General features: G+C 68.8%; 13 protein-coding genes. 6 read left to right on the top strand and 7 right to left on the bottom strand.

Annotated features, from left to right (window positions below; translation table 11 throughout):
• Positions 1-7: 7 nt before the first annotated feature.
• From guaA to AC5Y4S_RS01305, 4 genes are read right to left on the bottom strand one after another with little or no spacing between them, the layout of a single operon-like run.
• Entirely contained in the window at positions 8-1,588 is a 1,581-nt protein-coding gene (gene guaA, locus AC5Y4S_RS01320; RefSeq protein WP_500032034.1) for a glutamine-hydrolyzing GMP synthase, read from the bottom strand.
• Between the two features lie 40 nt (positions 1,589-1,628).
• The gene (locus tag AC5Y4S_RS01315; RefSeq protein WP_500029292.1) at positions 1,629-2,006 is read right to left on the bottom strand and encodes an SRPBCC family protein; all 378 of its coding nucleotides are present in this window, start codon (positions 2,004-2,006) and stop codon (positions 1,629-1,631) included.
• A complete protein-coding gene (locus AC5Y4S_RS01310; RefSeq protein ID WP_500029291.1) occupies positions 2,003-4,843 on the bottom strand; it encodes an MMPL/RND family transporter in 2,841 nt (946 codons plus the stop codon). Before AC5Y4S_RS01310 ends, AC5Y4S_RS01315 begins: the two co-directional genes overlap by 4 nt.
• Complete coding sequence (locus tag AC5Y4S_RS01305) at positions 4,840-5,268, bottom strand: MmpS family transport accessory protein (protein WP_500029290.1); 429 nt, start codon at positions 5,266-5,268, stop codon at positions 4,840-4,842. The genes AC5Y4S_RS01310 and AC5Y4S_RS01305 overlap by 4 nt, the downstream gene beginning before the upstream one ends.
• A gap of 194 nt (positions 5,269-5,462) precedes the next feature.
• Here AC5Y4S_RS01305 and AC5Y4S_RS01300 point away from each other — a divergent pair, with 194 nt between their 5' ends.
• Genes AC5Y4S_RS01300 through AC5Y4S_RS01290 form a run of 3 tightly spaced genes read left to right on the top strand, consistent with a single transcriptional unit; the run spans position 5,463 to position 7,718 of the window.
• On the top strand, positions 5,463-6,260 hold the full coding sequence (locus tag AC5Y4S_RS01300; protein ID WP_500029289.1) for an SDR family NAD(P)-dependent oxidoreductase: 798 nt from the start codon (positions 5,463-5,465) through the stop codon (positions 6,258-6,260).
• Between the two features lie 15 nt (positions 6,261-6,275).
• Positions 6,276-7,112, top strand: coding sequence for an SDR family oxidoreductase (locus tag AC5Y4S_RS01295; RefSeq protein ID WP_500029288.1), 837 nt, complete (start codon positions 6,276-6,278; stop codon positions 7,110-7,112).
• A gap of 12 nt (positions 7,113-7,124) precedes the next feature.
• Complete coding sequence (locus AC5Y4S_RS01290; RefSeq protein ID WP_500029287.1) at positions 7,125-7,718, top strand: TetR/AcrR family transcriptional regulator; 594 nt, start codon at positions 7,125-7,127, stop codon at positions 7,716-7,718.
• A 7-nt stretch (positions 7,719-7,725) separates the two neighbouring features.
• Here the strand turns inward: AC5Y4S_RS01290 and AC5Y4S_RS01285 are convergent, their stop codons facing one another.
• Entirely contained in the window at positions 7,726-8,922 is a 1,197-nt protein-coding gene (locus AC5Y4S_RS01285) for an acyl-CoA dehydrogenase family protein (RefSeq protein WP_500029286.1), read from the bottom strand.
• 60 nt (positions 8,923-8,982) lie between these two features.
• On the opposite strand from AC5Y4S_RS01285, the gene AC5Y4S_RS01280 reads away from it, so the two are divergent.
• Positions 8,983-9,627: a TetR/AcrR family transcriptional regulator gene (locus AC5Y4S_RS01280; protein ID WP_500029285.1), complete on the top strand. Its 645-nt coding sequence runs from the start codon at positions 8,983-8,985 to the stop codon at positions 9,625-9,627.
• On the opposite strand, the gene AC5Y4S_RS01275 is transcribed toward AC5Y4S_RS01280, so the two are convergent.
• Positions 9,624-10,196 (bottom strand): TetR/AcrR family transcriptional regulator, encoded by a 573-nt coding sequence (locus AC5Y4S_RS01275; protein WP_500029284.1) that lies wholly within the window; start codon positions 10,194-10,196, stop codon positions 9,624-9,626. The two genes, AC5Y4S_RS01280 and AC5Y4S_RS01275, sit on opposite strands and share 4 nt — an antisense overlap.
• Positions 10,197-10,269: 73 nt before the next feature.
• On the opposite strand from AC5Y4S_RS01275, the gene AC5Y4S_RS01270 reads away from it, so the two are divergent.
• Positions 10,270-11,373, top strand: a complete 1,104-nt coding sequence (locus tag AC5Y4S_RS01270) for a cytochrome P450 (RefSeq protein WP_500029283.1) — start codon at positions 10,270-10,272, stop codon at positions 11,371-11,373.
• 4 nt (positions 11,374-11,377) lie between these two features.
• On the opposite strand, the gene AC5Y4S_RS01265 is transcribed toward AC5Y4S_RS01270, so the two are convergent.
• Complete coding sequence (locus tag AC5Y4S_RS01265; protein WP_500029282.1) at positions 11,378-12,019, bottom strand: winged helix-turn-helix transcriptional regulator; 642 nt, start codon at positions 12,017-12,019, stop codon at positions 11,378-11,380.
• Between the two features lie 79 nt (positions 12,020-12,098).
• On the opposite strand from AC5Y4S_RS01265, the gene AC5Y4S_RS01260 reads away from it, so the two are divergent.
• Complete coding sequence (locus tag AC5Y4S_RS01260) at positions 12,099-13,643, top strand: MFS transporter (protein ID WP_500029281.1); 1,545 nt, start codon at positions 12,099-12,101, stop codon at positions 13,641-13,643.
• The last annotated feature ends 1 nt before the right edge of the window (position 13,644 follow it).

Here is a 13,644-nt window from a genome sequence, read left to right as displayed (position 1 = left end):
CGCCGAGCTACTCCCACTCGATGGTGCCGGGCGGCTTGCTGGTGATGTCCAGCACCACCCGGTTGACCTCGGCCACCTCGTTGGTGATCCGGGTGGAGATGCGCTCCAGCACCTCGTAGGGCACCCGGGTCCAGTCGGCGGTCATGGCGTCCTCGCTGGACACCGGCCGCAGCACGATCGGGTGGCCGTAGGTCCGGTTGTCGCCCTGCACCCCGACCGAGCGGACGTCGCCCAGCAGCACCACCGGGCACTGCCAGATCTGCTTGTCCAGGCCGGCGGCGGTGAGCTCCTCGCGCGCGATCTCATCGGCGCGCCGCAGGGTGTCCAGCCGCTGCGCGGTGACCTCGCCGACGATCCGGATGCCCAGGCCCGGCCCCGGAAATGGTTGGCGCGCAACGATTTCCTCCGGCAGGCCCAGCTCCCGCCCGACCGCGCGCACCTCGTCTTTGAACAGCAGCCGCAGCGGCTCGACGAGCTTGAACTTCAGGTCGTCCGGCAGGCCGCCGACGTTGTGGTGGCTCTTGATGTTCGCGGTGCCGCTGCCCCCGCCGGACTCCACCACGTCGGGATACAGCGTGCCCTGCACCAGGAACTCGACCTCAGACCGGCTCTCCGCCCCCTCTTCTTGCACGATGTCTCGCACCGCGCCCTCGAAAGCCCGGATGAACTGGCGGCCGATGATCTTGCGCTTGCCTTCGGGGTTGGTCACCCCCGACAGCGCCTGCAGGAAGGTGTCCGCGGCGTTGACGGTGACCAGGTTGGCGCCGGTGGCGGCGACGAAGTCGCGCTGCACCTGGTCGCGCTCGCCGGCGCGCAACAACCCGTGGTCGACGAACACACAGGTCAGTCGGTCGCCGATGGCGCGCTGCACCAGCGCGGCGGCCACCGCCGAGTCCACCCCGCCGGACAGCCCACAGATGGCGTGGCCGTCCCCGATCTGGGCGCGCACCTGCTCGACGAGTGCGTCGGCGATGTTGGCCGGCGTCCACTCCGCGCCGAGCCCGGCGAAGTCGTGCAGGAACCGGCTGAGCACCTGCTGCCCGTGCGGGGTGTGCATCACCTCGGGGTGGTACTGCACCCCGGCCAGGCGCCGGCCACGATTCTCGAAGGCGGCCACCGCGGCGCCCGCGCTGCTGGCCACCACGTCGAACCCGTCCGGCGCCGCCGTGACCGCGTCGCCGTGGCTCATCCAGACCGGCTGGACATCTGGCAGGCCCGAATGCAGCTCGCCGCCAACCACTTTCAACTCGGTGCGGCCGTACTCGCTGGTGCCGGTGTGCGCGACGGTCCCGCCCAGCGCCTGCGCCATGGCCTGAAAGCCGTAGCAGATGCCGAACACCGGCAGCCCGAGGTCGAACAACGCCGGATCGAGCTGCGGGGCCCCGTCGGCGTAGACGCTGGCCGGTCCCCCGGACAGCACGATCGCCGCCGGGTCCCGGTCCTTGATCTCCTCGACCGTGGCGGTGTGCGGGATGACCTCGGAAAACACCCGCGCCTCGCGGACCCGCCGCGCGATCAACTGCGCGTACTGCGCGCCGAAGTCGACGACCAGCACGGGCCGCGGCGAGGGGGTTTCCACGGCAGCCAGCTTAGTGCCAGCCGGCTTAATGGCATCCAGCCGAGTGGCATCACCGATCACCGGGTTCGAGCCAGCTCCTGGTGTGGCTCAGCAGCGTGCCGGCGTCGGTTTCGGCAGCCAACCGGAACTCGACCGACATGGCGGGCCGGTGCGGGGCGTATTGCACCCAGCACAACCGGCTGCGCGGCTGCATCGAGGTCACGCGGCACAGCGCGGTGTCGTCGCGGCCGTGACGGCGGCGGATCAGTCGAAACGACGTGCCGACCTGGAGTCGTTGCTCGTCGGCGGAGTGCTCCACCGCGTCCCAGGCGTCATACCACTCCGCGATGCCGGCGACGGTGGTGATCAGCTCCCACACCTCGTCGGGCGGCGCGGCGATGCGGATCGAGTCGGACAGCTTCTGGTTTCTGGCGCGGCGGAGGGTCATGGGTGCACGCTTTCGGTGGCGGTCGGGGTCGACAGGGCAACGGGCCGGCGGGCCCCGCGCGCGCGAGGGCGGGGACCCACCCGCCGGGGCCACCAGAACCACCGCCCCAGCAGGGCGGCAATCGACGGTGTCATCAGCGACCGCACGATCAGCGTGTCGAAAAGCAGGCCGATGCCGACGATCGTCCCGAACTGACCGATCATCTGCAGATCGCTGAACACGAAGGACGCCATGGTGAACGCGAAGACCAGGCCCGCGGAGGTCACCACCGCCCCGGTTCCGCCCATCGCGCGGATGATTCCGGTCTTGATGCCGGCGCCGATTTCCTCTTTGAACCGTGACACGAGCAACAGGTTGTAATCCGATCCCACGGCCAGCAGCACGATCAGCGCCATCGCTATGACCAACCAGTGCAACGGAATACCGAGGATGTCTTGCCACACCAGCACCGACAGCCCGAACGACGACCCCAGCGACAGCACCACGGTCCCGATGATGACCAGGGCCGCGACCACGCTGCCGGTGATGACCAGCATGATGATGAAGATCAGGCAGGCCGCGGCGATTCCCGCGATCAGCAGGTCGTACTGGGCCGCGTCGCTCATGTCCTTGTACGTCGCGGCGGTGCCACCCAGGTAGATCCTGGCATCTTCCAAGGGGGTCCCCTTGAGGGCGTGACGCGCAGCCTTCTTGATCGCGTCGACGCGCGAGACGCCTTCGGGGGTAGCGGGATCCCCGTCGTGGGTGATGATCAGACGCGCGGCCCTGCCGTCCGGCGAGAGGAACATCGCCAGGCCGCGTTTGAAGTCCGGGTTGTCGAAGACCTCCGGCGGCAGGTAGAACGAGTCGTCGTTCTTGGCCGTGTCGAACGCCTGCCCCATCGCGGAGGCGTTCTGCTGCGCGGCGTCCATCTGGTCCAGCAGGCCCGCGAACGTGCTGTACATCGTCATGGTCATGGTGCGCATGGTCGTCGTCGCATCGATGATCGGCGGCAGCCGCGAAATCAGCTGCGGCATCAGGCTATCCAGCCGGTCGGTGTCCTTGACCAGACCGCCCAGGTCGTCGGTGAGCGTGTCGACGCCGTCGAGCGCATCGAATGCCGATCGCAGCGCCCAGCAGATGGGAATGTCGAAACAGTGCTGCTCCCAGTGAAAGTAGCCCCGCAGCGGGCGGAAGAAGTCGTCGAAATCGGCGATGCGGTCGCGCACTTCGGTCGTGTCATCGACGATCCGCTTCGTCTGGCCGGCGACGTCGTGTGTGGTGGCGGCGAGCTCGCGCATCATGGCGAGCATACGTTGCATGGTGTCGATGACGCCCGTCATCTGGTCGGCGATGGCCCGCATGTCGGCCATGCGGTCATGCAGATACTTCATGTTCTCGGTCAGCGTGGTGCCCTGCATGCTGATCTGAAATGGGATGGAGGTATGCGTGATTGGGGCGCCCAACGGACGGGTGATGGATTGAACGCGGGCGACGCCGTCGGCCCCGAACACGCCCTTGGCCAGCCGGTCCAGCACGAGCATGTCGGCGGGATTGCGCATGTCGCGGTCGGCCTCCACCAACAGCAGGTCGGGGTTCAACCGGGCGGGCGAAAAGTGCCGCTCGGCCGCGGCGTATCCGATGTTGGACGGGGTGATCCGGGGTAGGTAATTGCGGTCGTTGTAACTCGTCGTGAACGACGGCAGGGCGAGCAGCCCGACGAGCGCGGTCGCCGATGCCGCCGCGAGTATCGGTGCGGGCCACCGGACGACGGCGGTCCCCACCCGCCGCCATCCGCGCGTCTTCATTTTCCGTTTGGGATCGAACAGCCCGAATCGGCTGCCCAGCGTGACGATGGCCGGGCCCAGCGTGAGGGCGCCCGCCACCATGGTGAACATCCCGATCGCGCACGGCGCGCCCAGGGTTTGGAAGTAGGGCAGCGTGGTGAAGCTGAGGCAGAACATCGCGCCGGCGATGGTCAGGCCCGAGCCGAGGACGACGTGGGCGCTGCCGCCAAACATGGTGTAGTAAGCGGTTTCCCGGTCTTGGCCGGCTTGGCGCGCCTCCTGATATCGGCCCACGATGAATATCGCGTAGTCGGTGCCCGCGGCGATCGCGAGGACCGGCAAGATCTGGACCGCGAAGGTGGAAAGCCCGATGATTCCGTGGCTTCCGAGGAATGCGATCACCCCTTGCACGGCGGGCAGCTCGATGAAGACCATCAGCAGGGTCAGCAGGACGGTGACGACGGAGCGGTACACGATCAGCAGCATCAGCACGATGACCCCGACCGTCACGCCCATCACCTTGCGGGCGCTCTTGTTACCGAACTCGAGCTGATCGGTGGTCACGGCCGCCGGGCCGGCGACGTACGCCCGGACCCCGTTGGGCGCCACCGCGCTTGACACGATTCCCCGGACGGCGTCGACGGACTCGTTGGCCAGTGTCTCGCCCTGGTGGCCCGCGAGGAAAACCTGAACGTAGGCGGCCTTGCCGTCGGCGCTCTGCGACCCGGCCGCGGTGAGCGGATCGCCCCAGAAGTCCTGGATGTGCTCGACATGCTTGCGGTCGCGCGCCAGCCTGCGCATCAGGTCGTCGTAAAAGCGGTGCGCCGCGTCGTCCAGCGGCGCCTGGCCTTCCAGCACGACCATGACCGCGCTGTCGGAGTCAAATTCTCCGAACACCTGGCCGATACGCTTCATCGCCTGTATCGCCGGGGCGTCGTCGGGGCTCATCGACACGGCGTGCGCTTCCCCGACCGCTTCCAGTTGCGGGACAAAGACATTGGTGACCGCGGCCAGCCCGAGCCAGAAAAGCAGGATGGGCACCGACAGCCGGCGGACCGTTCGCGCGATCACGCGGACTTCACCAGGCAAAAAGTTTGCGGGTGGATCCCCGATACTGTTCGCTGGGCCTTGACGTCGCCGTTCACCGTGATTCGGCAGCCGATGACGTCACCGTCGCCCTGGGCCACGACATTCACGCTGACCGCCGGGGCGGTCGTGGCCACGCTGTAAGTCCACGGCAGCCGCATACCGTCGACGCGTTGGGGTGCGGCCTCGACGTCGAGATAGTTGATGTCCGCCACGGTCCCCTCCGGCCCGAAGACCTCCAGGCTCACGTGCTTCGGGTTGAAGGGCTTGATGTCATCGTGGCGGGCGCCGACGACCGACGTGCCGGCGCGCGCGCCGAAGACGCCGTGCAGCCGGTAGACAGCGAATCCCGCGATGGCGACCAGGGCCACGACGACCAGCGGAATCCACGCGCGTTTGACGACCGCCATCCTCACCCCTGCTCATCTAGAGTTGGTTATCTAACTGACTCACGCTAACCACTGCGATAGCCACGATGCAAGATAAACGCCGATATTGCAGGGGCCTTATCGCCATAAACCCGGCGCCTACTCTCCCGCGCTTGCCGATCGGTGACCGCCGATGCTAAGTTAGGCAACTAACTCAATACAGGAGGTTCGCACGCATGAGCATCAGTGCAGATCGGTTCGGCCCATGGGCGGTCGTGACGGGCGCGTCATCGGGAATCGGGCGCGAATTCGCCCACCAGCTCGCCGATTCGGGCATCAACGTGGTCCTGGTCGCGCGGCGGCTGGCCGCGCTGCAGGAGCTGGGGGAAGGGCTGAGCCGGGGCTACGGCGTCGACTACCGGGTCGTCGGCGTGGACCTGTCCGACCCGGCCTCGCTGACCCCAATCGTCGAGGCCACCAACGACATCGACGTCGGGCTGCTGGTCTCCAATGCCGGCGCGGCCCTGCCCGGCGCCCTCGTGGGCTCCGACCTGCACGCCCAGCGGGCGATCCTGCGGCTGAACACCGCCGCACACCTGGGCTTGACGCACCACTTCGGTGAACGGCTGGTGCGGCGCGGCCGCGGCGGCATCCTGCTGGTCTCCGCGCTCGGAGCGGTGCACGGCGTGCCCTACATGGCGCACACCGCGGCGACCAAGGCCTACATCACCAGCCTCGGCGTCGGCCTGCACGGCGAACTGGCCAAGCAGGGGGTGCACGTGACGGTGCTGCACCCGGGGCCCACCCGCACGCCGGCGCTGGGCGACCTGGGCCTCGACCCCGACAAGATGCCGATATCGCCCATGGCGCCGGACGTTTGCGCCCGTGAGGCGCTGCGCGCCCTCGAGCGCAATCGCGCCAACTGCATACCGGGACGAGTCAACCGGGTGACCGCCGCGCTGGTGCCGGCGGCCATCACCCGCTCGGTGATGTCGCGGATGTTGTTGCGGCCCACCCTGGCCAAGGCCCAATAGGGTCCCCTGAATCTTATGGACAGGCCCATCTGCCTCATCACCGGAGCCACCGACGGCATCGGCAAGGTAACCGCGACCGAGCTCGCCCGCACCGGCTACTGCGTGGTGCTGGCGGCGCGCAACGAGGCGAAGGCGGCAAGCGTCGCAAGCGAAATCGTCGCGGTGACCGGCAACCGCGACGTCGCTTACCTCACCGCCGACCTCAGGTCGCTCGCGCAGCTGGACCGGTTGGCCGAGGCGTTTAGGGCCCGCTACCCGCGACTGGACGTGCTGATCAACAACGCCGGCGTCATCATGCCGCAACGCGTGCTGACCGCCGACGGATACGAGACGACGTTTCAGGTCAACTACCTGGCGCAGTTCTATCTCACCCAATTGCTGCTCAACGAATTGGAAAAAAGCCCGCAGGGCAGGGTGGTCAACCTCAGCTCGAGCGTCTACCGCGCCGGCAAGTTTGAACCCGACAACCTGCAGAGCGAACGCCGTTTCTCGACGATCCGCACGTATGCCGCGTCCAAGCTGTGCGTGCTGCTCTTCACCATCGAACTGGCGCATCGACTCCGTCCGACCCGCGTCACCGCCAACGCCGCGCACCCCGGAATCGTCAGAACGCCGATGATGCGCGGAGCCCAAGGGGTGTTCCGCGCGATCTCCTTTGCGGCGCTGCCGTTTTCCCGGTCGCCGCAGCAGGGTGCCGCCACCTCGCTGTTCCTCGCCACCTCGCCGGGCGCGGCGGCGGCCTCCGGCCAATACTTCGCCAACGCCGCGCCGAAGAACGTCAAGAGCGCCTACAACACCCCCGAGAACAGGGACCTGCTGTGGAACCTGAGCATGGCCGCGTGCCGTCTATAGTCCGTGAGTGATATGGCTGACTTAACCGACGCCGACGAGGCCCCCTTGGCGCCACCGCCCGGCAAGCGCGAGCGACTGATCGCAGCCGCCTGCGACCTGTTCTACCGGCAGGGCATCGCGGGCACCACGCTCGCGCACATCGCCGAGGCCGCCGAGGTCCCGCTGGGCAACATGTACTACTACTTCAAGACCAAAGACGACATCGTCGCGGCCGTCGTCGAGGCGCGCACCGAGGAAATCCGGGCCGCGACCGCGGCCCTGCAGCGCAAGTACGGGAGCCCCAAGGCGCGGCTCAAAGCGCTGGTCGGGATGCTGGCCGAATCGAGCGAGGCTATCGCCGACCACGGCTGCGCCTTGGGGACCCTGTGCACCGAGCTGGCGAACCAACCTGGCCGATCACCGGCACTGACCGCCCCCCTGATGCAAACCCTGCTGGACTGGGCCGAGCAGCAATTCCACGCCATGGGCCGCCGCGACGCGCGCGACCTGGCGCGCGAGCTCGTCATCGCCTACGAGGGCAGCGCGGTGCTGACCAACGCGCTGGCTCAACCCGAGCTGATGGCGCACCAGGCCCGGCGGATGGAAAAGTGGGTCAACGCCCTGTAGGTCGGTGTCACATCAGGTGCGTCGGTTGGCTGATGCCGAATTGGGTATTGGCGTAACGCTTCAGCGCGGACGGGCTGAAGTACACGTGCTGGCCGACGGTGTGCAGATCCCGGAAGCATCGTTGCAGCGGGTGGGTTGCGTGCACGGCCCCCGCGCCGGTCAGCCCGAACGTCGTGTCGACCGCTTGGTGCCCCGCGCGCATCGCCTGCTGGGCGGCGAGCTGGAAACGAGCGCGCTGCTTCAGCGACGGTGCGTCCCCGGCGAGGGCGGTGTCCCACAGGGCGCCGGCCTCGTCGAGGACGAACGCCCGCGCCGACCGCAAACCCGCCTCCGCACCGGCGAACTCGACCTGCGCGACGGGGTCCGCGGCGAGCGGCTCGAACGTGCCGGCACGGGTCTTCGTGGTCGCCAGGTCGGCGAATTCGTCGAGCGCGCGCCGCGCGATACCGAGCGGGACGCCGACGAGGGCCACCCCCACCATCGTGAAGAACGGCAGCCGCCACAGCGGCCCGTCGTGCCGGGCCGGCCCGAAGAACGGGGCGATGGTGTGTTCCTCGGCGACGCTCAGGCCACGGGCCACCACGTCGTTGCTGCCGGTCGCGCGCAGCCCCAAAACGTCCCAGTTGTCGACGATTTCGGCGGCGGCGCGCGGGAAGAACCCGAGGCGCCAGTCCGGTCCCTGTCCAGGAATCATCCGCGGCGCCTGACCGTCGTCGAACACGAACATCCCGGTCAGTAACCACTCGGCGTGGCGGCAACCGCTGGCGAACGGCCATCGGCCGTCGACGGCGAACCGGCCCGCGCCGTCGGGGACGGCCCGGCCGGTGGGGGAAAACACGGTGGCCGCCAAGAAGTCCGCGTTCGAACCGAACAGGTCCTCGGCGACGGCCGGCTCGAGCCAGGCGGTGAATGCGGGTGCGCCGGCGCCGATGGCCGCGATCCAGCCCGTCGAGCCGTCGGCGCGCGCCAGCTCCTCGATCATCTCGATGTAGTCGACGGGGGCCACTTCGAATCCGCCGAGCGCGCGCGGTTGCACCGCCCGGAAGACGCCGGCCGCGCGCAGTCGCGCCACCAGCTCGATCGGCAGCGTGCCGAGCGCCTCGGCGTCGTCGGCGGTCCGCGTGATCTCCGTTGCCAGGCTTCGCGCTACCGCCGCCGGATGGTCGCCAGCGGCCAAAGTGGCGGCGCGTGTCGCGGTTGTCATGTCGGCTCCCCTATGTCTGATACAGTAAGCAGTAATCGATACAGGAGCATGTACTGAATTATGGGATCTGTCAAGAGCCAGCCTCGGCGCCGCTACGACTCGAGCCGTCGACGCCAACAGGCCCAACAGAATCGGCACGCGGTGCTGACGTCCGCCCGCCGACGCTTCCTGGCGCAGGGCTACGCCGCGACGACCATCGCGGAGATCGCGCGGGACGCCGGCGTGTCGGTCGAGACGGTGTACAAGGCCTTCGCGACCAAGGCGGGGGTGCTCAAGGCGCTCTTCGACGTGTCCGTCGCGGGCGACGACGAACCGATCCCGATGGCCGAGCGCGACGTCATCCAGAAGGTGCGCGACGCCCCGGACGCCGCCCGCAAGCTCGAGCTCTACGCCAAGCACCTGGCCGCCACCATGCCGCGCAGCGCCCCGGTCCAGCTGCTGGCCCGCGACGGCGCCGCGTCGTCGGCCGACGCCGCGGAGGTCTGGAAGCAGATCCGGCACGAAACCCTCACGGCCATGACGATGTTCGCTGCCGGCCTCGCCGGCACCGGACAGCTGCGGGTCAGCGCCACGCATGCGCGCGACATCCTGTGGACGTACCACGCGCCCGAGCTCTACGAGCTTCTCGTCCTCGAACGCGGTTGGTCGGCCGCCCGCTACGGCAAGTTCATCGCCCAGGCCTGGATCGACGCCCTGCTCGGCTAACCCGACGCGGCTTGAATGACGGCGTCGACGACGCTGCGGATTCGGGCGGCGGCTTGATCGGGCTCGGGCTGACCGGCGTCGAGCCAGGCGATGACGGCGTCGATCGTCATGGTCGGCAGCACCCGCGCCGCCCAGTTGCGCCAACCGTCGTCGGCGATGCCCTCCAGGTGGCGGCGGGTGATGTCGGCCGAACGCTCGGCGAGGGTGTCGATGATGTCGCGGAAGTCGGCTTCGCGTGCGGCATGGCGGTAGAGCAGCCGGAAGGTGTCGGGATCCGCTGCGGCGGCGCGGATTAGCGCGGGGATGCTTGCGTCGTCGAAGTCGTCGGGGCCGGTGGCTTCGCGAAGGCGCGCGTGACCGCTTTCGATGACCTCCCGATACAGGTCGGCCTTCGAGGCGAAGTGCCGGTACAGGATCACCGGGGTGACACCGGCCTCCGCGGCGATGGCGTCGAGCCCCGTGTTTGCAAAGCCGCCGCGGGCGAAGGCGCGCGTGGCGGCCTCGAGGATCTGTTCCCGCCGCTGGGCGCGGGGCATCCGCCGGGTGGAGTCGGACCGGACCACCGTCATCTCAAGAGCTCCTCTTGTCTAGAGAAGAGTGTACAAGTAATCTTGTATAACTCGCCCTATACAAGGTGACGCCATGACATCGATTCATGCGGTGCGCACGCCGGTCGGCCACGAGGCCTGGCTGGTAACCGACTACGCGCAGGTGCGACGGCTGCTCGACGACGATCGCCTCGGCCGCTCCCATCGAGAACCCGAAACCGCCTCGCGCACCGGGGAATCCGCGCTGTTCGGTGGGCCGCTGGGCGACTTCGACACCGAGGCGGTCGACCATGCGCGCATGCGCGCACTGCTGCAGCCCCACTTCTCACCGCGGCACCTGCGGTCGCTGGAACCCAGGGTCGCGGCGCTCACCGCCGGTCTGCTGGACGACCTTGCGGCGCAGGGACCCCCAGCCGACCTGCACGCGCGCCTCGCGCTGCCGCTGCCCATCCTGGTGATCTGCGAGCTACTCGGGGTGCCCTACGCCGACCGAGAGCAGTTCCGGGCATGGGCGGAGGACGCCGGCAACGTGCGCGATCACGCCCGCTCCGAGCGTGGGCTGGCCGAGCTGTTCGATTACGGCCGCCGGATGGTCGAGCGTAAGCGCGCCCAACCCGGCGACGACGTGATGACGCGGCTGTGTGCCACCGACGGCGTCTCCGCCGAGGAGGCCGCCACGATGTCGATGTTCCTGCTGTTCGCCGGGCACGAGACCACGGTGGTCCAAATCGGGCTGGGCGCAATGCTGTTGCTGGCGAATCGCGATCAATGGCGGGTGCTCGTCGACGATCCCGCGCTGATCCCCCACGCCGTCGAGGAGCTGCTGCGGGCGACGTCAGGCGGCGGCGGTGTGGGCGGCGTTCCGCGCTACGCGCGCACCGACTTCGACATCGACGGCGTCGCCATCCGCGCCGGGGACCTGGTGCTGCTGGACATCAACGCCGCCAACCACGACCCCACGGCCTTCGCCGAACCGCAGCGCATCGACGTCGCCCGCAAGGAGACCGCCCACCTCACGTTCGGGCACGGCGCGCGCTACTGCATCGGGGCCCCCCTGGCCCGCATCGAGCTGAAAACGGTTTTTGCGCAACTAATTCCGCGATTCCCGTCGATGCGCCTGACGGTCGATGCCGCGACCCTGCCGATGCGCTCCGACGTGCTGGCCGGCGGGCTCGCCGAACTTCCGGTGTCCTGGTGAGGCCCTACAGCGCAAACGCCTGACGCACCGCCTCGACCGCCTCGGGGTCGCCCGTGAACTCGAGCCGACGCAGGGCCGCGCTGCGCTTGGCTTCACTCGACCCCAGGCGCGCGTTCACCAGGTCCGTCGCGCTGGCGGTGAGAACCACCGAGGGCTCCCCGTGAGCGCCCGCGAGGCGCCCCTGAGTTATCGCGAACTCGAAACGGCGACCGTCGATCTCGGCCCGACACGTCGCCTCGACGCCGGCGGCGGCGGCAGAGTTGAAGCCCAGCAGGAACCCCGCCAGGAACCCATTCAACGGCGTGGCGGGGCCGTCCCCGATCGGGTCCAGCCGGTCCAGCCCGAACCACGCGACGCTCTGCAGGATCGGCAACACCCGCTGCCAGCCCACGTCGCTGAGGGTGTACACGGTGCGCCCGATCGGGGCCGGGAGGTCGGCGCGGTCGACGAGCCCCGCCTCCTGCAGCTCCTTGAGGCGCTCGGCCAGGAGGTTGGTCGCGATGCCGGGCAACGCGTCGCGCAGATCGCCGTAGCGGCGGGCGCCGCCCACCAGCTCGCGCAGGATCAGCAGCGTCCACCGCTCGCCCACGACGTCGAGGCCGCGGGCGATCGGGCAGTTCTGGTTGTAATTCCGGCGCGACGCCACGAGTCCACTCTAATCCGGTCAGACATCTTTTTCAACTTATTACTTGATTTATTTGTCTATCCGCTTTAGCGTCTTGTGCATGAGTACCGAACCCGTCTTCCCGATCTTCAAGAACCGCCCGATCGCCGCGCTCGCCGTCATCTGCCTCGGCGTCTTCGTCATCAGCGTCGACGCCACCATCGTCAACGTCGCGCTGCCCACCCTGTCGCGCGAACTGGGCGCCGACACCGCCCAGCTGCAATGGATCGTCGACGCCTACACGCTGGTCATGGCCGGGCTGTTGCTCTCGGCCGGCAGCCTGTCCGACCGCTACGGCAGGCGAGGCTGGCTCAACTCCGGACTCGCGCTGTTCGCGCTCACCTCCGCCGTTGCCGCGCAGGTGAATTCGGCCGACGCGCTGATCGCGGCCCGCGCCGCGATGGGCATCGGCGCCGCGGTGATCTTCCCGACCACGCTGGGCCTGATCACCAACATCTTCATCGACCCGGTCCCACGCGCAAAGGCGATCGGGCTGTGGGCGGCCATGGTCGGCGTGGGGGTGGCCGTCGGGCCGATCAGCGGCGGCTGGCTGCTCGAACACTTCTGGTGGGGCTCGATCTTCATGGTCAACATCCCCATCGCGGCGCTGGCCATCGTCGGCGGCATCCTGTTCGTCCCCACCTCGCGCGACCCCGCGGCGCCGCGCGTCGACGTCCCCGGCCTGATCCTGTCCGCGGTGGGAATCACGACGCTGGTCTACACCGTGATCGAGGCGCCCACCTGGGGATGGACCAACGTTCGGACGACAGCCGGGTTCGCCCTCGCGACAGCCGTTCTCGCCGGTTTCGCGGCGTGGGAACGGCGCAGCACCCACCCGATGCTGGACGTCTCGGTGTTCGCCAACCGGCGGTTCTCCGGCGGCAGCCTGGCGATCACCGCCGGCTTCCTCACCCTGTTCGGGTTCATCTTCGTCATCACGCAGTACTTCCAATTCATCAAGGACTACACCGCGTTTCAGGCCGGCGTGCGGCTGCTCCCGGTCGCCGTCTCCATCGCAGTGGCCAGCATCCTGGGACCGCGACTCGTCGAACGAATCGGCACCACGGCCGTCGTCGCCGGCGGCCTGACCGTGTTCGCCGCCGGCCTGGCCTGGGCGTCCACGGCCGATGCCGCCACGCCCTACGACCAGATCGCCCTGCAGATGCTGCTGCTCGGCGGCGGCCTGGGCCTGACCGTTTCGCCGGCCACCGAGGCCATCATGGGATCGCTGTCGGTCGACAAGGCCGGCGTCGGCTCGGCCGTCAACGACACCACGCGCGAACTCGGCGGCACCCTCGGCGTCGCCATCGCGGGCAGCGTCTTCGCGTCGGTGTACTCCGGACGCCTCGGCACGGCCACGTTGACCGGACTGCCCGCCGACGCGATGCGGCGCTCGATGGCGGTGGCGCACACGGTGATCGGACGGCTGCCCATCCAACAGGCGGGCCCGGTCCGCGCCGTCGTCGATCGCGCCTTCCTCGACGGCATGCAGGTGAGCTCCCTGGTGTGCGCGGGCATCGCGCTGGGCTGCGCGATCGTCGTGGCCTGGCTCCTGCCGGCCCGCGCGCGCCATGAGACGCCGTCCCCCGAACTGGCCAGGGCCTAAT

The organism is Mycobacterium sp. NGS64, from assembly GCF_059812245.1.
Note: the sequence above shows the minus strand (reverse complement) of the source record. Positions and strands in the feature narration are given on the sequence as shown.

Coding starts and splice junctions, on each gene's coding strand:
- AC5Y4S_RS01315 (WP_500029292.1), bottom strand. CDS start 2,006: ATGACCCTCCGCCGCGCCAGAAACCAGAAGCTGTCCGACTCGATCCGC.
- AC5Y4S_RS01305 (WP_500029290.1), bottom strand. CDS start 5,268: ATGGCGGTCGTCAAACGCGCGTGGATTCCGCTGGTCGTCGTGGCCCTG.
- AC5Y4S_RS01300 (WP_500029289.1), top strand. CDS start 5,463: ATGAGCATCAGTGCAGATCGGTTCGGCCCATGGGCGGTCGTGACGGGC.
- AC5Y4S_RS01295 (WP_500029288.1), top strand. CDS start 6,276: ATGGACAGGCCCATCTGCCTCATCACCGGAGCCACCGACGGCATCGGC.
- AC5Y4S_RS01290 (WP_500029287.1), top strand. CDS start 7,125: ATGGCTGACTTAACCGACGCCGACGAGGCCCCCTTGGCGCCACCGCCC.
- AC5Y4S_RS01285 (WP_500029286.1), bottom strand. CDS start 8,922: ATGACAACCGCGACACGCGCCGCCACTTTGGCCGCTGGCGACCATCCG.
- AC5Y4S_RS01280 (WP_500029285.1), top strand. CDS start 8,983: ATGGGATCTGTCAAGAGCCAGCCTCGGCGCCGCTACGACTCGAGCCGT.
- AC5Y4S_RS01275 (WP_500029284.1), bottom strand. CDS start 10,196: ATGACGGTGGTCCGGTCCGACTCCACCCGGCGGATGCCCCGCGCCCAG.
- AC5Y4S_RS01270 (WP_500029283.1), top strand. CDS start 10,270: ATGACATCGATTCATGCGGTGCGCACGCCGGTCGGCCACGAGGCCTGG.
- AC5Y4S_RS01260 (WP_500029281.1), top strand. CDS start 12,099: ATGAGTACCGAACCCGTCTTCCCGATCTTCAAGAACCGCCCGATCGCC.